This window comes from Buttiauxella sp. AC038 (assembly GCF_979253565.1).
Genome location: NZ_CEEDCQ010000004.1, coordinates 66639 through 87800, shown reverse-complemented (window position 1 = coordinate 87800; position 21162 = coordinate 66639). Strand labels below are relative to the sequence as shown.

The following is a 21162-nucleotide window of genomic DNA, read 5'->3' as shown; positions in this document are numbered from 1 at the left end:
CGTACATACAATACAGAAACTACATACACTTCTTCTGTTTCCCCGGTCAGATCCGAAAACTCCCATAATCGGAAAATTGAAAAAGCCGCAATTGCGGCTTTTTCTGCATGCCCTTAAGCATGATGGAATCAGGTTTTGCTGAGCCACGAGCCATAAACTTCCCTGCGTCGCTCGAAGGCCTCACGCCCTCCCTCCATCACAGAAATGATATGCTGTTGTACAGAGGAGGCATCCACGCCCCCACCGGCCGCCTGGATCTTCCCGTCTGAATATTCACAGGCACAGACATTTTCTGCATCTCCCAGCACCGGAATGTTGGCATTGTGAGTGGCAAAGATAAATTGCGTGCGGGGTTTCATTGCCCGGATGATTTTAATCACGTCGTCATAAATCGTCTGATTGTCCAGGTCGTCTTCGGGCTGATCGATGATCACCACATCATTATCCTGCTGATTCAGAACAAACAGCATTAAAGCGGAGGCGCGCTGACCCAGCGAATGCTGTTCCAGGGGTTTGCCACGGAATTCAATGGAGTAGGTATTGGGTATTTGCCAGGAAATCAGCGATTCAATCTGCTGTTCCAGATACTCGCTGAACGTCTCCGCAGAACCGCTGATAATCCCCGGGATTTTGTCCCTGTTCAGCCAGAGTTCACCAAAGTCGCTGAAGGCGTCAGCCACGGTCTGGTAGGTACTTTCCCGCAGCCGGCTGCCGGTAAAGGCCTCTTTCAGAATGGTCTGCATGGCTTTTTTGTCGTTTGCAAAGGACGGCACGATCTTCAGGGGCGAGCCGGCCTGGCTGATGCCGGCCAGCACGGCTTCAATTTCCTGATATTCTTCCACCCACAGTTCATACAATTGGCTCAGCGCCTCTGTCAGACTTTTCTCAAGTAACGCCTGACTGCTTTCAGCCCGGGTCAGTTCTGCAATTTTCTGTTCCGCAAGTTCCAGCCCGGCCTTCAGCTTCAGAAAGTCAGCCGGATTGGCGTTTTCCACGCCTGCCAGCCGCAGTTCTTCAGCCAGTCCACGCTCTATTTCGGCAAATTCCTCCGTCAGCGCCAGCTTTTTCTCCAGGAAGGCCTGCTGCTTCGTATCGAGTTCTGTGAGGAGCCGGCGGGCGCCGTCCACGATGGTGTTCAGGGAGTCGAGATGGGCCGTGAAGCGTTCATATCCCGCACTGTAATCATCAATGTCTGCCTGGTTATGCGCTGACTCATGTTTCTGCTCCTGCTTCAGCTCATCGAGTGTTTCTCTGATCCCGTCCTGCAGACTGTCCAGCGCCAGGGTTGCCCGTGCAGTGGTACTGCTGAGGTAGCGCTCATCCCGTCCGAAGGTGGTCTGATGCGCCAGTTTTTCTTCCATACCGTGCTGGGCATAAAAGCGCAGGCGGAACTGCGCATCCCTTTCTTTCGCCTGCCATTCGGAAAGTGTTTCTCCTGTTGTTTTCAGACGACGATACTCGCGTAACCTGTCGAGGACGACTTCATTCTGCTGCCGGATTTTGTTCCGCACGGCGGTCAGGCGCTCCCCGACCAGTTTTTCAATCAGGTCGTGTTCAAATCCCGCGCCGGTATTGGACAGATCTTTCTGGCCAAAATACACCGGCTTGTGCAGAACCGTTTCCCGAAGCGCCACCCCGTGCCGGGCCTGACCGTCAAAAATAACCTGCGGCTCCTGACCGAAGATGCGGGTTATCTGATAGGCCCGTCCGTGACGGCACACGGCGTCAACGGTAATCTTCCCCCCGCTTTTGAGCAGATTACTGACCAGATTTTCTTTGTAGTCGCGGTCAGAGGCCTTCTCGCCAAACGGAATGTCCAGGGCATACCGGATCCCTTCAAGAATGGAGGATTTGCCGCTGCCGCGGATCCCAATCAGGGTGTTCAGCTCCGGAGATAATTTGACCACGGTTCCACCGAGCGAACCGGCTCCCTCGAAGGCTATCTGGCGGATGTGGCTGTGGATCAGGGCCGGTTTCTCCGGGCCGACGCGATGCGGGAAATCCTGCAGCGCAAAGCGGACAGCGTCAAAACTGTAATCACCCAGTTTCAGGTAACTTGCGACTTTTCTGGCACCGATGTGATCCAGCGTTTTGGCATCGCATCCCTGGACTTCGGCAGGATAGCGCGCACCGAGCACGCCCTGAATTTTGACCCGCAGATCATGGGTCATTACTTTCTGAAATCCCGTCACGCGCCGGCGGACAAGGTCATTATCAAAAAGCTCCCCGATCCGGCCAGGGCTCAGCCCTCCCCATAACCCGTTATCCGCCTCAACGTGGGCAAACACGATAAAGTAATCCCGTTCGTACCGGTCAAGGCGCTGGATGGTCTGTGTGATATTTTCTGTTGAACGGGCATTTTCGTTCTCAAAATTATCAACGCCCGCAAACGTGGCCGTCAGGAAACTTTCAATATGGTTCGTCTGCTGCGGATTGATAAACCAGTCATCGGCAAACACCACGAGCGTGTGCACGCCAGCCTGACCATCATTAACGGACAACTCAACGCCGGGAAGCAGCCCTATGCCTTCACGGCGCGCGGCTCTGCGCAATGCCTTAAACTCGCCGGGATCGAATTTATTGTGATTGGTGATCACGCCCACTCCCACATCAGCCGCTTTCAGGGCACTGACGTAGTCGCGAATATATTCGTCGGGTTCCCCGGCATAACGAAATTCTTTATCTGCACGGGTATGAAGATGAAAATCCACCTTGATCCAGCAGGAGCCATTCTCAAATACGGGATACATTCCTTGATACCTTTATTCAGTTGCTGATGAATGCCCGAAGGCTTTAAATAATTTTATTCATATTACGGCGTTCCCGTACCGGCTTCATTTTATTTGCGTCAAGGGTCAATCAATATTTGATCTGAACCCGAAGCGCATGTAACGGGTTACGCATGAGAGGGGCGGCTTTCTTTTCCGGCGTGCTGATAACTGCAACAGAGTGTGATGATTGTTGTCTTTTAGACAATAATGTAATCAAAGCAACAATAACTGATAATTATTGCTCCAGTAGTATTAGTTTCTTTCTCTTCTCGCAGAGATCCGAAAACTCCAAGTTGCGGATCTTCTCTTCTGTCGCTGGAAACTTGCCTGAAACAATTTTTCTTTACGCCATATAATTCAGTTGTGACAGGCTGTTAACCGCAGTCGTCCTGACCGTGCTGGTTCAGCTAATCGCCGGAATATAGCCGTTTTGCCTGTTTCAACGCCGGGAGATACTTCCGGAAAGTCTGAATAAGCCAGGAAGTCGGATCGGCTGAAGAGTGCCGACCGGTAATTTAACGGAGTGGTTATATCTGAGGTTATTATCACATGAGTGATGATTGCGGCGGGTAAAATCACTTGAAGTTACGGATAGGTAATTCAGTGGTGGATAATTACGTAATAGAACTATTTTAAAGGGTGTTAAATTGCATAAAACCATTATCCAGACAAGGGATTATTTGACGCACCAGTGCGGCCACACATTTTTGTGGGTAAAAGAGAACTCATTGCCGAAAGGATACAGCGGTACAGCTTATAAATATCAGTTAGCCATTTACAGCGAGTCAGGCCGTATTCTGGCCACGTTTGATGTGCACAAACAAAGCTGGGTGTGTTCAGGCAGCAATCCCCGCTGTTTACCCTGCGATAGAACAAGGGCAGCGATGCCTGATGGTATTCATCTGAGCAATGAAGAGGCATTTAGTTTCTCTTTAATAGGTTACTGAACGCAAACAGACTAAAGACGTAGTGCTAACGGGATTTCTCGATAAGGAACAAACATGGCTGACTGGTTTATTGCCGCTGAAGGCGTGAAGGTGGTGAAGGACAGCGCCAGCCTGTGGCCGCAGATTCTTACTGCTGGCGCTGAATTCGGTGGTGTCTGGTTCGGACAGTGGCTGATATCACGTAGGGAAGAAAATGCAAAGGCTGCTAAACGTGAAGAAGAACGATTGTACGTAGCCACAGAACTGGTTTTTTTGCTGGAGCAGTCTGTAGAAGGTTGTGCCCGGGTGGCTACTGACGTAGGGCATACTGATGCTCAGGGTTATACTCGGGGTGAGTTTAGATATAGCGAATTATTGTACGTTTAGCTTATAATTTGACCAATCAAACGCGACGATTTAAAATGCGAATGAGTTGACAAACAATAAAAATCTATCGTGTAAGGAGTGAGTAATGGCGGTAAGGCTTTATTACAATGCTGCCGATTCCCGAGCCAGCACTGAATGGCACGATAACTGGATCAGCAGAAGTGGACTGAAAGCTCGGTCTTGCACTGAAAAAGCAATATCTCAGTTCCTTGGAAAGCCTCAAAAAGCTTGCCCTATAATGGCGTGGACGCAGAAGGAAGTGCGGCGGGTTGAGAACCCATGGTTTCAACAGTGGCTAGCATAACGCCGCGAGTGGCTTATAGCTCATGGAAAATTACCTGCTGCCGAATAAATTCCGTCACTGTTACGAATGTTCGCATTTAAGTGCTCGCCTTTGCGGTATCGCATTTAGGTTATCCGATTAAGGCAAAAATCCCCGGAAACACCGTATAGCATTGGAGTACACCCTATTGCTATAAGTCAGCCTGCTCAAAAAACAGGCTTGCCGTACAATAATTTTCGATATCTAAACTGACCCAATAATAAATATTCAGATGAACAAGGACATGTACAAAAGTGTCCCGATTTTTTAGTCACCAGGATATCAGTAATTTCCCGTCAAGTTATATATTCCCGAAAGGGCATGGAGGGCGACAATACTATGCTAATCTAAGCAGGGTATGCAAATCGCCGGAATAATCTCCACCTACCAGGACGTAGACCTGCTGCTAAGCCTCTTTTGAGCATAGTTTCCCTGTAACATCACATCAGACAACGCCGGAGAAAGGTAATTGGCACGAGGAACTGAATAGATTATAGGGGGGCGAAGCATGTGCTTGTCATCGCGAAATTTCCTGTCTCTCATTATTTACCTGCGTAAAAATGATGTGCAAATATGTATTCTATTTGCAGCGAGTAGGAATGGTTTACCGGGCTGCAGTATCGCAGCAATACAGACTATATTGTGATGAAAAAAGGAGGTGATAAGTTCAAAGGCTTTTTGATAACGGAGAAAGTTCTGGTTAGTGCCTTATTGATAGATGCCCCTTTCAATAAGACACATTTTATATTTTTATTTTTGTAAGCGATCAACCTTCATTACCAATGGTTTCCCTTTTTTATCAAGTGTACCGTTGATGCTTATCATTTGATCGGGTTTAACTTCCCTACCATCAAAAATATTTTTTGGAATGATGATTTCTATTTGGTCGGTGCTATCACGGAAAATATAATGGTCACCTCCGTTATGATGAATGAGGTTTCCTCGAAGCGAAAGAGTTGCCCCATCGTGCATGGTTTTAGCAAATTTAACAGTCATCACGCGTGCATCTTCAGTTCCACGATAGCCATCCTCGATTTTGTGAGGAGCAGGGGGCGCGACAATTTCTTTTAACCCTCCCTGATCGTCAGCATAAACCGGAGAAATGGTCAGTAAGACTAATAAACTTAAAATTAATTTCATAATTTCACCTGTATCTCATTAACTTTCACATATCGTTTAAGTGTTCAAAGCTAGTGACAAAAAAATAACAGAATATTAAGCATAGCAGCATTGCTGTATATATACTGTCTATGAAATATTACATCCAGTATTAACATGCTATTAAGTCAAGGGTGGAGCGATTTTGGCGGTTGACACCGCCTCGGCGTCTGTTTCTGACTTGTCACACCAAGAAATAGAAGTAATTCTCTTGCTTGAGTAGTGCCCAGAAAATGGAAAAATATTATAAGAATTACTAATATGTAGTTGCCAGTACACGTCTGGTGAGGCATAGGTTTTTAGAGAGAATCCCCCTAAGCGGCGGGGTGGACTGAGTAGGCTTTTGCAGAGAAGCACGCGGAACAGAATGGCTCGGTTTCTGTTTCTCCGGGAGGCACCCGGCTCGATAAAAACTGCCACACATGTCTCAGGGCCAGCGCTGATGGGTTGGCCCTTTAATCCGCTAATCCCCCGAATGGCGGATTTCGCACCACAATAGGCCGATTGCAGGGGAATGGAGCGATAGGCTAAAGCGGGTCCTATCTGGATGATGTGACCGGTTTTACGACTTTCCATCAATTTTAAGGCTTCGCGGGTGCTGTTGGTTACGCCGTGATAGGTAACATCGGTCACTCGCTGATATTCGGAATGATTCATTTGAGTACAAGGCGCAATAACGGTACACATGGCGACATTGATCCAGATGTCAACCTAACCCAGCGTATTAAATATCTGCTGGGCCGTCTGTCTCATTTGCCCGGGTTCATTCACCGTTTCAGTCAGCTCTTATGGACTACGCGCAATCACCGCCACATCGTAACCGTGGCGCGTAAAACATACCGCATTGGCTCGCCCGACACCTGCAGTCCCACCTTTCACTACAACTAAAGGCATATGTTTCTCCCGTCGTGTTCTCACTCGTGAATTTTTACCGGACACAAAGTTGCTTATTAAGCAAATAGCCCGACTGTGCTCAATAAAGATATAACGAGGCACAGCGAAGTGTTACGGCCAGCTTATGACATCAATGTCGTTTACTTTTTCTCAAATTCATAAGTGGTGAAACAGAGATCCCATGTATTAATACACTTAATGTGACGATGGTAATCGCAATATTTGTCATTAATTCAATCGCGCCGCCTTGAAGCCCGTGGGAGTATGCATAGGCAATATAATTAAGACTACCAATTCCTCTGATACCCAGCCAGCCCATCATCAGTCGCTCTTGCGCCGGTATTCCGGTACACGCAGTCGAAAAATACACTGCAAGTGGCCTTATCAACAGAAACAGTAGCAGGGCTAGGAGCATCGCAGGCATATTCCAGTGATAGGCAAGAGTCACACCCAACATAATGATCAGTGCTGCGGCCATGAGTCTTTCAACAGTATCACCAAAGGACAATGCATCCCCAATCACCAGCCCGACCGATTTAACAGAACTTTTGTGTTCTATTGCATGGCGAGTATGTGGATTTATCTGCATTTCAGCAGGTGTATCCTCCTCTGATTTTTCCTTTAAAGGCTGACGTCTTTGTACTCGAATTTCAGCACTGCGAAGACCGATTCCCGCAGCAAAAGCTGCAAGAAATCCTGAAGCATGGACTGTCATCGCCAATGAAAAACTCAGGCAAATGAGTCCCAGTGCAATGAAATCACTCGGTGCAACTACTCGCTGAGTATGCCGGAAGTGTGTTGCCAGCAGGCCAATGCTCCTACCCAGAATATATCCAATAATGAGGCCGCCCGGTAAAGCCCATATCAAGTCCTTACCGAACCACTCCCACAAATCACTGGTAGTGATAGTGCTCCCATGTTTTTGCCATAACATTCCCAACATTAAAAATGGTAGAGCTGTCCCATCATTCAACCCAGCTTCGCAGGACAGGGACAATCTGAGCTCATTATTGTCTCTTGCGTCATTCACTGAAATAAGGCTAGCCAGAACGGGATCTGTTGGCGCAATAATCGCAGCCAGGATCAGTGACAATGGCCATGATAATCCCATAAAAAAATGCGCTGCAATCATGACTAAAGCGATCGTTATTAACATTGACGGGATAGCCAGGCGTATCCCTGTTTTCCAGAAAGGAGATTTCAAAGAATGGCGCATCTTCAGTCCGGTGATGAATAAGGATACAGCCATAGCGATGTCGGTAATGCGATTGATAGAGATTGAATGACGGTGAATATCCAAGTTAAGTATGCCGAATACCCATGGCCCACAAGCAATTCCCACAAGGAGATAGATGCCAAACACAGGAACAGGTGTACGATTCAACCATCCAAAGATTAAGGACATAAAAAGCATCAGGCAACCCATAGCAGTCACCCAGGAAAGATAATTCATATTTCGTCTCTTAAAGTTTTTATTTCATAACCTCATATGGAGCATAGTATATTTCAATTTGAATTGATAATTATTCATCATTCAGTGCATAAAAGTAGTCTGGTTGAGTTTTTCAAATAGGTGATGCAAAAAAATATGTATACACGACATTTGTTTTCAGAAATTTCCGATCTGAAGCTGCTAGCTAATACCGATAATGCTTTAGGGTTTCGACTAACTAATGTGTAAAATGTATCTAAGTATGTTTAAATTTTATCATTTATTCATAACCCGCGAAGAAAATTTCTGAAGGCTACACTTTATAAATATATGAGAACATGAACATGCAAAAAATGAGCACTAACGATAGGAAAAACTTATCTATTTTAAGGGAGAAGATCCCCGAGGCACATGAGGCTCTTATTCGTGACCCAAAATATACAGAGAATGAAACTTCTTTTGGAGACCGACTCGCAGAAAGAATAACCAGCGCAATAGCAACGTGGAAATTCATTATCTTCCAGACCGGTATCATTATTGGATGGACCAGCTACAATATTATTATCAAAAAGTCGGCATTCGACCCTTTCCCTTTTATACTCCTTAATCTTTTTTTATCTTTCCAGTCTGCTTATACAGCACCCGCAATTATGATGAACCAAAAAAGACAGGCCAGAAATGATCAAATTAGAAATGAGATGGAATCCGATGTTAATGTTAAGGCGGACCTCGAAATTACACGATTACATGAAAAAATCGATGAAATTTCTTCAGATGACTTGGCTGAATTAAAAAACCAAATAGCTAATATAAATAATTTACTGGAAAGGCTCATAGTTCTAAAGACTAAAAATGTTTCATAACCTGAAAGTCTCCAAACGAGGTTGCAAATAGTTGGCACGCGTATTCTTAGTGCTGCGCCACTAAGAATACTTACGGATTGTCAAGGTTATAAAAATTCCCGGCTAAATTAAGGGGAGGAAATTTTTTAATGAGTGACTTAAATTTCACTTGCCAGCATTCGTTGAATAAATCATATGACAATAAATTTAAATGAAATTATAACTCAGCATTTGATATTCAAGGTGTACTTTTGAAGATTTGTCCTTTTATTCATATTAGCTAAGATAGAGAGATTGTTACAGGAGGAGTTTATGATAAAAAAAGACCAGTATAGAAATCTGGTCAAGCAGAGAGTCATTATGTTGACATATCCTTATGTTTTATATGAATCCTCAACATCATTTTTATTGTAGCACTTAATCATTTCACTGCCAGAAAGATTAGTGCGACGTTATTCAGATTCATTATTGCGGATAAAATCAGCGTGGCAAGGGGCTACTTTTTCTGTATATCATTCACTCCAATCTTAAGCTGATCTTTTTAAGACTTTTCCTCCTCGTTAACCCCTCCCCTTAATTCACCCCTTCTAAAAGATTTAGTTTAATTTATTTTTCAATAAGTTAACGAGATTCAATCCACATGGCACAGCCGTATTCGTTACAATGAAATACAACACTGCTCACCTTTTTTTCGTGATGAAGATTAAGACCCAAAAATTATGCCAGGATTTATATTGTTAAAAATAAGATGAATGTTCTATTGCCACTTACCACAGCCGGAGAGACTTTGTATGACGATCAAAACACTCGAAGATTTATTCATTCATGATCTTTCAGATGTGTACAGTGCCGAAAAACAAATCACGCGTGCCCTGCCTAAAATGGCGCGCGCAGCCACAGATGAGAAGCTTATTGCCGCGTTTAATTTGCATCTGGAAGAAACTCGCGGGCAAATTGAGCGCCTTGATGAGTTAGTTGAAAACACCGAAGGTGTACGAATCAAACGAATGAAATGCCACGCACTGGAAGGTCTCGTCGAAGAAGCGCAGGAAATCATTGATTCTGTCGAAGCTGGCCCGATTCGGGATGCCGGGCTGATAGGGGCCGCCCAAAAAGTGGAACACTACGAAATTGCCACCTACGGGACACTCCACGCCCTCGCTGTGAAACTGGGATATAAAAAAGCCGCGAAACTGCTTGCAGAAACACTGCAGGAAGAAAAAGCCACGGACGAAAAATTAACCGTCATTGCCGAACAATCTTAATGTCGCTATCAAGCATCGGTTTCAACGATCTGAATATTAAGCCGTTTACGATACGAAACTTTACTAATTCAAGAGGTGCCTTATGACACACGAAGAGAACTACCTTGACTGGGTAAGAGATGCTTATGCCATGGAAAAACAGGCAGAAAGTATGCTTGAAAAAATGGCCAGCCGTATTGAGCATTATCCTGATCTGAAAGCCCGCATTGAGCAACACATTGAAGAAACCCGACAGCAACAGGCTCTTGTCCAGTCGGTCATTGACCGTTATGACACTTCCAGTTCGGTGATTAAAGATGCCGTAGGGAAACTCACTGCGATGGGACAGGCGATGGGTGGCATGCTGGCGGAAGACGAAATCGTTAAAGGCGCGATCAGTGGATTCGTCTTTGAAAACATGGAAATTGCCAGCTATACCTCGCTAATAGCTGCCGCTGAAGTGGTGGGAGACATCGAGGGTGTACGGATTTTTACTCAGATCCGTGATCAGGAAGTGGCAATGGCTGAGTGGTTGCTGACGCATCTTCCGGACGTGACTGAACAGTTCATGGTGCGTTCAGCGGCACCGGGTGTGGAAGCAAAAAAATAGAATTTTCACAACGGGAGACCGGACCAGGAACCGGCCCTGAGGCTTTCCCTTAAGTGGAGTGAGTTATGTTCAGACATGTTAAACAGTTACAATATACCGTTCGGGTTGCGGGTCCTAATCCCGGTCTTGCCAATCTTTTGCTTGAACAGTTCGGTGGCCCGCAGGGTGAACTTGCGGCAGCCTGCCGGTATTTCACCCAGGGACTGGGCGACGAAGATCCTGGTCGCAAAGATATGCTGATGGATATCGCCACGGAAGAATTAAGCCACCTAGAAATTATCGGCTCTCTGGTTGGAATGCTCAATAAAGGGGCGAAAGGCTCGCTGGCGGAAGGAACAGAAAAGGAAGGCGAACTGTACCGTACCATTACGGGTAACGGTAATGACAGCCATCTGACTTCGCTATTGTACGGAGGCGGACCGGCATTAACAAATTCTGCCGGCGTCCCATGGACCGCAGCGTATGTCGACACTATCGGTGAGGTTACCGCTGATTTACGCTCCAATATCGCTGCTGAAGCCCGTGCCAAAATCCTCTATGAGCGACTGATTAATCTGACGGATGATGTGGGGGTGAAGGATGCGCTGGGCTTTTTAATGACCCGTGAAGTGGCGCACCAGATATCCTTTGAAAAAGCCCTGTATGCCATCAGTAATAACTTCCCGCCGGGGAAACTGCCTCCAATCGAAAAATACGCCACCGTTTATTACAACATGTCAGAAGGCAACGATATGCGCGGGAGCTGGAATTCTGACGAGAACTTTACCTTCGTGGCGAATCCCGAACCGGCTGTCGATGGCGGTGATGGCTCAGCCAGCGTGACGCTTTCTGCCGCTCAAAAAGTGAATCTGGACAATCTGGCGAATCGTACGGCTTCCGACCCCGAAGTGAATCCGGTCACCGGTACCGATCTCGGTAGCGTTCCTCCTATCGAGAATGAAGCTGCCAAGATGAAAACAGTGAAACACAAAACTTCGAAAAAATAATATCAGGCGACCTTTCGGTCGCCTTCGCCTTTGAGACCATTCTCGTACTGGCATTCATCTCTCCTCAAAACTCGACAAGTTTTACCGTACAGAATGAAGAGCTCATTTTGTTAAACGAGGCCGTAAAATGGAAGCCAACACATTTATTAAAAGCTGGGGCAGTGAATTTATAGAAGACGGCGTTGTGCGCTTTCGCCTTTGGGCACCCGGGCAGACAAGCATCTCGCTGAGACTGGATGACGAAACGCGGGCGATGAGAATCGCGAAGGATGGTTGGTTCGAACTTGAAGTGGCAGGGATCTCGCCGGGCGCAGAATATCAGTTCGTGCTGGCTGACGGCAGGGAAGTGCCTGACCCTGCCTCCCGAGCACAGAAAACTGATGTTAATGGACCATCGCTGGTTATCGACCCCGAACATTACGCGTGGCAGAACGCCCAGTGGCAGGGTCGCCCGTGGGAAGAAAGCGTCATTTATGAACTCCATTTCGGCACTTTTACCCCGCAAGGCACGTTCAGCGCGGCAAGGGAAAAGCTGCCTTATCTGGCCGAACTGGGTATCACTATGATTGAGGTGATGCCGGTTTCGCAATTCGGAGGTAATCGAGGCTGGGGTTATGATGGCGTGTTGCTGTATACCCCGCATTCTGCCTACGGTACGCCTGAAGAATTTAAAGCGTTTATCGATGCTGCCCACGGTTTGGGTCTGTCAGTGGTGCTGGATATTGTTCTTAACCACTTCGGCCCAGAAGGTAATTATTTACCGTTGTTCGCGCCGGAATTTTTCCACGAAAAAAGGATGACGCCGTGGGGCCCGGGTATCGCCTATGACGTGGATGCGGTGCGGCGGTATATCGTTGAAGCTCCGCTCTACTGGCTGAAAGAATATCACCTCGACGGTCTTCGCTTTGATGCGATAGACCATATCGATGACGCATCAGATAAACATGTGCTGATTGAGATTGCGCGGCGTATCCGCGCAGAAATTACCAGCCGGAAAATTCACCTGACGACCGAAGACAGTCGCAACGTGATTTTCCTTCACCCCCGTGAAGAAGATGGCTCAGTGCCGTTGTTTACGGCGGAATGGAACGATGATTTACATAATGCGGCTCACGTTTTTGCCACCGGGGAAACGCACGCGTATTACGAGGATTTTGCCGTTAACCCGGCGAAACATGTTGCCAGATCGTTGGCAGAGGGTTTTGCCTGGCAGGGAGAGCACTCCGGACACGCAGGCAAACCGCGCGGCGTGAAAAGCACCGCTCAACCGCCCGTCGCCTTTGTAGACTTCATCCAGAACCACGATCAGACGGGCAACCGCGCCCAGGGTGAGAGGCTTATCGTACTGGCAGGGCCTGAGCGTACCCAGGTCTTGCTCGCCATGCTGTTGTGCTCGCCACACATTCCGTTACTGTTTATGGGCGAGGAATATGGCGAAACCCATCCATTTTTGTTCTTTACCGATTTTCATGGCGAGCTGGCCAAAGCTGTGCGAGAAGGCCGTACAAAAGAATTTAAAGGCCATCACGGACACGATGGCGAGGACGTTCCCGATCCGAACGCGGATAAGACCTTCAACGCCTCCCGACTCGACTGGAACAAGACGGAACATGAATCAGGTCAACAGTGGCTGGATTTCACCCGACGACTGTTGGCGCTGCGGCAAAAATTTATTGTGCCGTTGCTGGGCTCCGCAGGCGGTGACGCTGGAAAGATAATAAAAACGGACGAAGGATTTATAGTTGTCACCTGGGCCTTTCCGGCTGGCACGCTATCGATGGCGCTGAATATAGGCAAAGCCACGCGCACACTGCCAAATCTGCCCGGCGAGACGCTTTTTGCCTGGCCGAAAGCAACAGATGATTTGCCCCCGCATTCCATCATTGTTCGTCTTGCATCAGGGGAGACAAAGTGATGATCCCAACGGCCACTTATCGCCTTCAGTTTCGTAACGGCATGACGTTCGCGCGTGCCGCGGCATTGGTGCCTTATCTTAAGCAGCTTGGCATCAGCCATCTGTATGCCTCTCCCGTTTTTACTGCCACATCCGGCTCTACCCATGGTTATGACATTACCGATTTTAACGAGATTGACCCCGCTCTTGGGGGGCGGGAGGGCTTTGATCGCCTTGCGCATACGCTCAAGGAACATGGGCTGGGTTTGATTCTTGATATTGTGCCAAACCATATGGCGTCATCGCTGGAAAATACCTGGTGGCGTGACGTGCTTGAGCATGGCGAAAATTCCTGCTTTGCCAGACACTTTGATATCGACTGGACACGCCGGCTGACGTTACCGTTTCTTGGCGATACGTTTGAAATACTGCTGGAAAACGATGAAATTGGCATCAGGCCAGACCCACAAACCGACAGACCCGCTTTCTTTTACGCCGATAATTTTTACCCGCTGACGCCTGAGAGTTATCGGGGCCGTGAGGCTGTGATTTTAAATCTGAATGATAAAAAAGCCATTACCGATTTACATAAACTTCAGCCATACCGCTTGATGTCCTGGCGGGATGCGCCACGTGAATTATCTTACCGTCGTTTCTTTGAAGTTACCGGACTGGTGGGCATACGTGTAGAGGATGAAACGGTGTTTGCTGATACCCATCGGTTGATCCTGGAATTGGTGAAAACCGGCGTGGTGGACGGGTTACGGGTAGATCATGTCGATGGACTTGCCGACCCGAAAGGGTATCTGCAAACCCTGCGTCAGGAAGCGGGCGCTGATTGTTATATTACGGTGGAGAAAATTCTCGGCAAGGGTGAGCAGTTGCCTCCAGACTGGCCAGTTTCTGGCACCACGGGCTATGAATTTATCTCCTCGTTATCCGAAGTCTTGGTTGATGATGAGCAGCTTGACGCGCTGCGCAAAGCCTATGAAACCGTGGCAGGCCAGACAATGGATATGGGAGCCGAATTGCGTGCGGCCAAACTCCTGATGGTGGACTGCAATTTTGAAGGGGAATTTACCCGGCTGCTGAATCTGGTCATCAATATAGCGCAGGCCGAAGGTGTGGCGGTTGAGGTACTAGCCCTGCGACAGGCATTGCGTGAACTGCTGATCGCCTTCCCGGTATATCGCACCTACGGCACCCCATTAGGATTGCCGGCAAAAGATCGTGCATTGTTGAACGCCATTACGGCAAAAATCCAGGCTGGCGAACATGCCGCTGATCCCCAAGCGCTCGATTTCCTTTCCCGACTTCTCACGGGTAACGTCGCGCCAGACCAGGTAAAAATCGCGGGAGAATTTCTCACCCGCTTCCAGCAACTGACCGGCCCGTTGATGGCAAAATCGGTGGAAGACACGCTGTTTTTCCGCCAGCACATGGATCTCGCGCTGAATGAAGTAGGGGCCGAACCGGTGCAGCGAGCCTTCTCAGCGGCCCGTTTTCATAAAGAGATGAAAACCCGCCTTGAGCGCCAGCCTGATGCGATGACCAGTACCTCTACACACGATACAAAACGCGGCGAAGACGCCCGTGCGCGTTTGTATACGCTAACCGAAGCTCCGAAAATGTGGGCTGACTTCGTCGTGCGATGGCGTCAGATGAATCAGACAAAAGTCATCTTTCTTAATGATGGTATCGCGCCGCGCGGCGTGGATACCTGGATGTTGTATCAGGCGCTGGCCGGGGTCTGGCCTGCCACGATGAACCTGCACGATGAAACAGCACTTCATGCCCTGGAAGCCCGTTTTGTTGAATTCGTCCAAAAGGCATTACGAGAGGCCAAGTTGCGCACGGATTGGGTCGATAACAATGAAGCATATGAAAATGCAGTGCTGGACTATGCCCGGTATTTGCTCAGCCCGGAAAATGAGGCGTTTCTTCAGGCATTTAATGACGGGCTACAGCCGTTTATCCGCGCTGGGCTGGTGAACAGCCTGACTCAGGCAGTTATCAAACTTGCGGCTCCTGGCGTGCCGGACATCTATCAGGGGAGTGAGGCTCTGAACTTCAGTCTTGTCGATCCCGATAACCGCCGTGAACCTAATTTCGCCCTCCTGGAGCACATGCTTGCAGGCGATGCCTTGCCGAATTTCAGCGTAGATGAGGACTGGCTTGACGGAAAAGTGAAGCTGCAAACCACAGCCTGCATGCTGCGCTTACGTCAGGGCAAGCCAGATTTGTTCCGTAAGGGCGGTTATCTGCCGCTTTTAGCAAACGGGAAACAGGCGGATAACGTGATTGCGTTTGCCCGGATGAACGACAGTGATGCGTTCATTATGATTGCCCCACGGCTGGTTTTTGATGCGCTGCATAGCGGCCTCGCTTTGCCCCCGACGGCTCTGTGGGCGCAGACGGAAATCCCTTTGCCTGACCCCCTGGCGAACCGGCGTTATCACGATATTTTGCGCGGAAATGAGCGGCTTCTTACGGATAGCATCGACCTTCATTCCTTCAACTCTGGCGTACCCGTGTTGTTAATGCTGATTAAGGATTCTGAAAGCCGCTGCTTTTGATTGATTTCGTTATTAAGGAAATAGTCATGAAACTGGTGAAAAGTTTTGAAATCCTGGCGGGGAACAGTCAGCTACTTGGGGCTAATTTCGATGGCGAAGGCGTCAATTTTGCGCTTTTCTCGGCACATGCGGAGCGGGTGGAACCATCATCTTATTTTGTCCTATTTCGCGTGAGTTCTCGCAGATGGGAGCGGGGACCTTTACTCGTGCACATGGTAATCAACCTCATTCTTAGAAGGTGTTGCCAACGGTAAACTCGTTATGATCACCGGGCTTTCAGCTAACTGTTGTAGTTATAGCGACTTAAGCTTTCAGAGAATTTCATTAGCTAAGTAAGACTTTTTATAAAAGCTGTTGGGTTTACGAGCAGGAGATTTAAAAAGGCAGCATTTCTTACCCACCTACAGCCAACCTGATCGTCTGAGCCGTGCCCAGAGCGCGAAACACGCTATCACGGTAAAACCTGTAACAGCCGGATATCCATAACGGGTATGAAGTTCTGGCATGTGATCGAAATTCATTCCGTACATGCTGAATACCACAGTCGGCACAACCAGAATGGCACCCCATCCTGCTAATTTCTTTACGACTTCATTTTGCTGGACTGTCACTAATGCAAGATTGACATGCATGGCACTTGTCAGCATTTCCCTCATATCTTCCGCATCGTTCACCACGTGACGAGCATGGTCCTGCACATCGCGGATATAGGCACGTAGCGGTTTAGGGATAATATCTTCGTGCAGTCGTATAAGCTGAGTGCAGATTTCTTCAACGGGTGCCGCTGCATTTTGCAGTGAAAGGAGTTGTCGGCGCATTGTGTAAACGTTCTGAACGGCTTCGCGGTCAAACTCACTACGGAACATGGCTTCTTCCATATCACTGATTTTTACACTCAGCGATGTTGTCATCTCAGCATAATGATCCACGATGAAATCAAGGAGACAATAAAGAGGAAAGCCCGGTCCATATGCCAGCATCACGGGTCTTTGTGAGGCACGCTCTCTGACGGGGCTATAACTATCTGAAGCACCATGCCGGACTGAGATCAGAAAGTTTTTACCGACAAAAAGATGCGTTTCACCAAATGCAACCAGCTCACCATCGTGATGCGCTGTTTTGACCACGATAAATAAAGAATCGCCATACTGTTCAATTTTGGGGCGCTGATGCGCATTAAGCGCATCCTCGACTGCCAGCTCATGCAGGCAAAATTCTTCCTGCACTTTATACATAAATTCGGGTTCAGGCTGCCACAACCCAAGCCAGATGAAAGCATCTGGCTCCTTTATCACTTCACTGATGTCATCGACATTGACGACCTCACCAGCGCGCCCCGGACGATAAACCATGCTGTTAACTATCATAAAAATCATGTCCTTATTCAACGGGTGATAGCAAAATTATTTCAGCCTCAAAAAAATCACAACGTATTATTTCTTATTGTTTTTACCCGCCAGTTTCTGGTCTTTCTCATTCAAGTGCAATTATCCCAGATGTTCACCCCCTGTCACACCATGAACTTCTGCTGTGACATAACTAGATTCCTGCGAAGCAAGATAGACATAAACAGGTGCCAGTTCGGCAGGCTGACCTGCTCTTTTAAGTGGGGTTTGCTGTCCAAACTTCGGGATCTTTTGCTGAGTCTGTCCGCCTGAGATTTGTAAAGCAGTCCATATGGGGCCGGGAGCAACACAGTTTACCCTGATACCTTTTTCTGCAACCTGCTTCGCCAGTCCTCGTGTAAAATTGAGGATAGCTGCTTTTGTCGCGGCGTAATCAAGCAGATGTGCGCTGGGCTGATAAGCCTGGATGGAAGAAGTTGTTATGATACTGGCCCCAGCAGGGAGATCAGGAAGAGCCTGCTGAACCATCCAGTAAAGAGAGAATACATTCGTTGCAAAGGTTGTCGTCAGTTGTTCCGTCGTCAGATTTACCAGAGATTCCACGGCGACCTGTTTACCCGCAACAAATGCAAGAATATCCAGACCAGCCAGCTTTTTTCCTGCCTCGTCGATGACTTTACGTGCGATAACTTCATCGCTGAGATCACCAGGCAACATGAACACCTTTTGTCCCGCCTCTTCAATCAAGCGAGCAACATCGTCTGCATCAGACTGTTCAGTTTCAAGATAGTTAATGGCCACATCAGCGCCTTCACGGGCATAGGCTATCGCGACCGCACGGCCAATTCCGGAGTCTGCACCGGTTACCAGGGCTTTACGACCCTTCAATCTACCGCTTCCCCGATACGTTTCTTCGCCACAATCGGGGACCGGTTTCATTTTATGCTGCAATCCCGGTGCGGGTTGCTTCTGTTTCGGATAGTCACCATTGTCATACTGCGTTAATGGGTTTTGCATCTGATACTGGTCTTTTTTTGACATTTTTCAGCCTCTTCAGGAAATGAATACCCATCAAGCATAGTCATTGTCGCAATATATCGCCGATCCTGAGTTATTTCAGACGCAAAAACATATGCCGACTGATCAACAATAATATCGGTACGGTAAATATTTAAATTCATCTCATCGAGGGTGAGACTATTCTTAATATTCATCATGTGTTTTATCGAATAATATTTAACACTGCATGTCTCTTATTACCCTGAAAACGTTGGAGAGTTAAAATGACAAATTATCATGCTCCGGATGAAAGACATTACGACCCGACCTTTAACACGTTGAATGAGGTGCCCTTAAAACGTATTTCCTGGAGTGCAATTTTCGCCGGTGTGGTTATTTCTATGGTGGTGTATTTATTACTGGTCATTCTCGGGACAGCGATCGGCGCCAGTACCATCGATCCTCTGAAAGAACAGGATCCACTGGAAGGCATTGCAACCGGAGCGGCTATCTGGACGGGTCTGAGCATGCTGCTGGCTATTGCCGCTGGGGGCTATGCCAGCGGTCGACTTGCTTTTCGTGAAGGAGCCCTGCATGGCGTACTGATGTTTGGCGTTAATACACTTATCTGTACCGGTTTTTTGCTCATTGTCGCCAACAGCGCGGTCACAGGTGCGATGAGTGCGATCGGAAGTGGTCTTCAGACGCTGGGTAGTGGTGTGGCGGCGGTAGCGCCTTCTGTCACGCAGATGGCAAAAGAAAACCTTAACGACAGCAATTTCAGTCTTGATGATTTACAGAATCAACTGGAAACCACTTTGCGCCAGACGGGGAAACCGGAGTTACAACCCGGAGCCTTGCAGCAACAGGCACAAACTGAAGGGAACAGAGCCAAAAGCCAGATGGCTCAGGGTGGCGACATCTCGCAGTTTTTAAAAGGCCTTGCTGACAGAAACAGTGCAACTTTCCAGGCGGCCGACCGAGATGCACTGAAAAATATCATTGTTGCCCGCACCGGTAAAAGTGATGCTGAGGCCGAACAAATCGTCGCTCAGACAGAGAAAAATTATCAGGCGGCCCGTGCAAAATATGAAGAGCTGAAAAAACAGGCGGAACAAAAAGCACGTGAAGCGGGAGAGAAAGCCGCAGCCGCCACAGCTAAAGCGAGCTGGTTTAGCTTTTTCATGTTGATTGTTGAGGCTGTGCTTGCCGGTGCCATGGGGATGTTGGGTCATCGTCATCAACCTCGTCGCCTCGCCATTGATAAGCGCGCGCTTTGAATTTTCAGTGACTATTTTTAAGATATTTTAACCTGCTCTCCGGTGAGCACTGCAACCCGCATCAGGTTCACACCAGTGTTCACCGGATCCTCATTTGAAACAGACTGCTACATGCTCTCTCCCAGTATTGTGCACAGGGTTATGCACTTTTTCTGGGGATAACTTCTGCCCGATGTGCTTGAGCCGCCCCTGCATTCTCGTTCAGAGCAACTACACTTCTCCTGTGCCTGAACCGGCTTGCGCAGGAGAAATTATGAAAGCACTGACTTATCACGGCCCCCACTCAGTGAGTGTTGATACTCATCCTGACCCCGGCATAGAAGCCTCAGACGATATTATTCTGCGGGTGACGGCCACAGCAATTTGTGGCTCAGACCTTCACCTTTATCGTGGAAAAATTCCCACGACAGAACAGGGTGATATCTTCGGGCACGAGTTCATGGGCGAAGTGGTGGAGACCGGAAAGGATGTCACTGCGGTGGCAAAAGGTGATCGTGTTGTCATCCCCTTTGTGATTGCCTGCGGGGAGTGTTTTTTCTGCCACATGCAACAATATGCCGCCTGTGAAACGACGAATACAGGAAAGGGCGCTGCGCTGAATCGAAAGCAAATTACCCCTCCAGCGGCCCTGTTTGGTTACAGCAAAATGTATGGCGGCATCCCTGGCGGTCAGGCGGAATACGTTCGTGTGCCGAAGGGCAATACAGGCCCATTCAAAGTACCGGATTTGCTGGCCGATGATAAGGTTTTGTTTTTATCAGATATTCTTCCCACGGCCTGGCAGGCTGTTAAAAACGCAGGTGTAACGCAAGGTTCAAGCATTGCTATTTTTGGTGCAGGTCCGGTAGGCCTTTTGAGTGCTGCCTGTGCGCGTCTGGCGGGAGCAGATCAAATTTTCATGATTGACCACCACCCCTATCGTCTTGCCTTTGCGAAAGATCGTTATGGGGTTATCCCCGTTAACTTTGATGAAACCGACGATCCTGCTGCATTGATAATTGAGCAATCCGCAGGCCACAGGGGGGTTGATGCGGTGATTGATGCCGTCGGCTTTGAAGCAAAAGGTAGTCTGACAGAAACCGTTCTCACCAGTCTGAAATTAGAAGGGAGCAGCGGCAAGGCACTCAGACAATGTATTGCTGCTGTCCGACGAGGGGGTACCGTCAGCGTTCCCGGTGTCTATGCCGGTTTTATACATGGTTTTCTTTTTGGTGATGCGTTTGATAAAGGATTGACCTTTAAAATGGGTCAGACTCATGTGCACGCATTTCTGCCGGAGTTACTTGAGTTGATTGAAAATGGCTTATTGCATCCTGAAGAAATAATTACCCACCATCTGCCGCTGGCAGACGCTGCTCGTGGTTATGAGATGTTTGAAAAGAAAGAGGAAGACTGTCGCAAGGTTATTCTCATTCCGGGCATGAAAACATATCAGCCCGAACTTTCCGATAAATTTTATAAACCCTGAGCACTGCAATTCCGATATGAGGTGTGG

16 protein-coding genes are annotated in these 21162 nt (G+C 48.1%); 10 read left to right on the top strand and 6 right to left on the bottom strand.

Features of this window, described 5'->3' with window-relative positions; genetic code table 11:
* Positions 1–128 precede the first annotated feature (128 nt).
* Positions 129–2750, bottom strand: coding sequence for a TrlF family AAA-like ATPase (locus tag AC0IXI_RS23980; protein ID WP_471683359.1), 2622 nt, complete (start codon positions 2748–2750; stop codon positions 129–131).
* 1022 nt (positions 2751–3772) lie between these two features.
* On the opposite strand from AC0IXI_RS23980, the gene AC0IXI_RS23975 reads away from it, so the two are divergent.
* Entirely contained in the window at positions 3773–4084 is a 312-nt protein-coding gene (locus AC0IXI_RS23975; protein WP_471683358.1) for a hypothetical protein, read from the top strand.
* A 1072-nt stretch (positions 4085–5156) separates the two neighbouring features.
* On the opposite strand, the gene AC0IXI_RS23970 is transcribed toward AC0IXI_RS23975, so the two are convergent.
* The 3 genes from AC0IXI_RS23970 to AC0IXI_RS23960 all read right to left on the bottom strand — a co-directional run bounded on the left by AC0IXI_RS23970 (position 5157) and on the right by AC0IXI_RS23960 (position 7911).
* The gene (locus AC0IXI_RS23970) at positions 5157–5546 is read right to left on the bottom strand and encodes a YdeI family stress tolerance OB fold protein (RefSeq protein WP_471683357.1); all 390 of its coding nucleotides are present in this window, start codon (positions 5544–5546) and stop codon (positions 5157–5159) included.
* Between the two features lie 141 nt (positions 5547–5687).
* Positions 5688–6263: an SDR family NAD(P)-dependent oxidoreductase gene (locus AC0IXI_RS23965; protein WP_471683386.1), complete on the bottom strand. Its 576-nt coding sequence runs from the start codon at positions 6261–6263 to the stop codon at positions 5688–5690.
* A gap of 325 nt (positions 6264–6588) precedes the next feature.
* Positions 6589–7911 (bottom strand): cation:proton antiporter, encoded by a 1323-nt coding sequence (locus tag AC0IXI_RS23960; protein WP_471683356.1) that lies wholly within the window; start codon positions 7909–7911, stop codon positions 6589–6591.
* A gap of 332 nt (positions 7912–8243) precedes the next feature.
* Here AC0IXI_RS23960 and AC0IXI_RS23955 point away from each other — a divergent pair, with 332 nt between their 5' ends.
* From AC0IXI_RS23955 to AC0IXI_RS23925, 7 genes are all read left to right on the top strand, one after another.
* On the top strand, positions 8244–8753 hold the full coding sequence (locus AC0IXI_RS23955) for a DUF1003 domain-containing protein (protein WP_471683355.1): 510 nt from the start codon (positions 8244–8246) through the stop codon (positions 8751–8753).
* 770 nt (positions 8754–9523) lie between these two features.
* Positions 9524–9997: a YciE/YciF ferroxidase family protein gene (locus AC0IXI_RS23950; RefSeq protein WP_471683354.1), complete on the top strand. Its 474-nt coding sequence runs from the start codon at positions 9524–9526 to the stop codon at positions 9995–9997.
* Between the two features lie 82 nt (positions 9998–10079).
* Positions 10080–10586 (top strand): ferritin-like domain-containing protein, encoded by a 507-nt coding sequence (locus tag AC0IXI_RS23945; protein WP_471683353.1) that lies wholly within the window; start codon positions 10080–10082, stop codon positions 10584–10586.
* 65 nt (positions 10587–10651) lie between these two features.
* Positions 10652–11572: a manganese catalase family protein gene (locus AC0IXI_RS23940; RefSeq protein ID WP_471683352.1), complete on the top strand. Its 921-nt coding sequence runs from the start codon at positions 10652–10654 to the stop codon at positions 11570–11572.
* Between the two features lie 127 nt (positions 11573–11699).
* Positions 11700–13487, top strand: coding sequence for a malto-oligosyltrehalose trehalohydrolase (treZ, locus tag AC0IXI_RS23935; protein ID WP_471683351.1), 1788 nt, complete (start codon positions 11700–11702; stop codon positions 13485–13487).
* Positions 13487–16042 (top strand): malto-oligosyltrehalose synthase, encoded by a 2556-nt coding sequence (gene treY, locus AC0IXI_RS23930; protein WP_471683385.1) that lies wholly within the window; start codon positions 13487–13489, stop codon positions 16040–16042. The genes treZ and treY overlap by 1 nt, the downstream gene beginning before the upstream one ends.
* 26 nt (positions 16043–16068) lie before the next feature.
* Positions 16069–16296 carry a hypothetical protein gene (locus AC0IXI_RS23925; protein ID WP_471683389.1) on the top strand — a complete coding sequence of 76 codons (228 nt, stop codon included), beginning with the start codon at positions 16069–16071 and terminating at the stop codon, positions 16294–16296.
* A gap of 147 nt (positions 16297–16443) precedes the next feature.
* Here the strand turns inward: AC0IXI_RS23925 and AC0IXI_RS23920 are convergent, their stop codons facing one another.
* Positions 16444–17409 carry a magnesium and cobalt transport protein CorA gene (locus AC0IXI_RS23920; RefSeq protein ID WP_471683350.1) on the bottom strand — a complete coding sequence of 322 codons (966 nt, stop codon included), beginning with the start codon at positions 17407–17409 and terminating at the stop codon, positions 16444–16446.
* Between the two features lie 120 nt (positions 17410–17529).
* Positions 17530–18405 carry an SDR family oxidoreductase gene (locus AC0IXI_RS23915; RefSeq protein ID WP_471683384.1) on the bottom strand — a complete coding sequence of 292 codons (876 nt, stop codon included), beginning with the start codon at positions 18403–18405 and terminating at the stop codon, positions 17530–17532.
* A 266-nt stretch (positions 18406–18671) separates the two neighbouring features.
* Here AC0IXI_RS23915 and AC0IXI_RS23910 point away from each other — a divergent pair, with 266 nt between their 5' ends.
* Together AC0IXI_RS23910 and AC0IXI_RS23905 are read left to right on the top strand one after the other, a co-directional pair.
* Positions 18672–19667 (top strand): hypothetical protein, encoded by a 996-nt coding sequence (locus tag AC0IXI_RS23910; RefSeq protein WP_471683349.1) that lies wholly within the window; start codon positions 18672–18674, stop codon positions 19665–19667.
* A gap of 253 nt (positions 19668–19920) precedes the next feature.
* Entirely contained in the window at positions 19921–21135 is a 1215-nt protein-coding gene (locus AC0IXI_RS23905) for a zinc-dependent alcohol dehydrogenase (protein WP_471683348.1), read from the top strand.
* Positions 21136–21162 lie beyond the last annotated feature (27 nt).

Coding starts and splice junctions, on each gene's coding strand:
- AC0IXI_RS23980 (WP_471683359.1), bottom strand. CDS start 2,750: ATGTATCCCGTATTTGAGAATGGCTCCTGCTGGATCAAGGTGGATTTT.
- AC0IXI_RS23975 (WP_471683358.1), top strand. CDS start 3,773: ATGGCTGACTGGTTTATTGCCGCTGAAGGCGTGAAGGTGGTGAAGGAC.
- AC0IXI_RS23970 (WP_471683357.1), bottom strand. CDS start 5,546: ATGAAATTAATTTTAAGTTTATTAGTCTTACTGACCATTTCTCCGGTT.
- AC0IXI_RS23960 (WP_471683356.1), bottom strand. CDS start 7,911: ATGAATTATCTTTCCTGGGTGACTGCTATGGGTTGCCTGATGCTTTTT.
- AC0IXI_RS23955 (WP_471683355.1), top strand. CDS start 8,244: ATGAGCACTAACGATAGGAAAAACTTATCTATTTTAAGGGAGAAGATC.
- AC0IXI_RS23950 (WP_471683354.1), top strand. CDS start 9,524: ATGACGATCAAAACACTCGAAGATTTATTCATTCATGATCTTTCAGAT.
- AC0IXI_RS23945 (WP_471683353.1), top strand. CDS start 10,080: ATGACACACGAAGAGAACTACCTTGACTGGGTAAGAGATGCTTATGCC.
- AC0IXI_RS23940 (WP_471683352.1), top strand. CDS start 10,652: ATGTTCAGACATGTTAAACAGTTACAATATACCGTTCGGGTTGCGGGT.
- treZ (WP_471683351.1), top strand. CDS start 11,700: ATGGAAGCCAACACATTTATTAAAAGCTGGGGCAGTGAATTTATAGAA.
- treY (WP_471683385.1), top strand. CDS start 13,487: ATGATCCCAACGGCCACTTATCGCCTTCAGTTTCGTAACGGCATGACG.
- AC0IXI_RS23925 (WP_471683389.1), top strand. CDS start 16,069: ATGAAACTGGTGAAAAGTTTTGAAATCCTGGCGGGGAACAGTCAGCTA.
- AC0IXI_RS23920 (WP_471683350.1), bottom strand. CDS start 17,409: ATGATAGTTAACAGCATGGTTTATCGTCCGGGGCGCGCTGGTGAGGTC.
- AC0IXI_RS23915 (WP_471683384.1), bottom strand. CDS start 18,405: ATGCAAAACCCATTAACGCAGTATGACAATGGTGACTATCCGAAACAG.
- AC0IXI_RS23910 (WP_471683349.1), top strand. CDS start 18,672: ATGACAAATTATCATGCTCCGGATGAAAGACATTACGACCCGACCTTT.
- AC0IXI_RS23905 (WP_471683348.1), top strand. CDS start 19,921: ATGAAAGCACTGACTTATCACGGCCCCCACTCAGTGAGTGTTGATACT.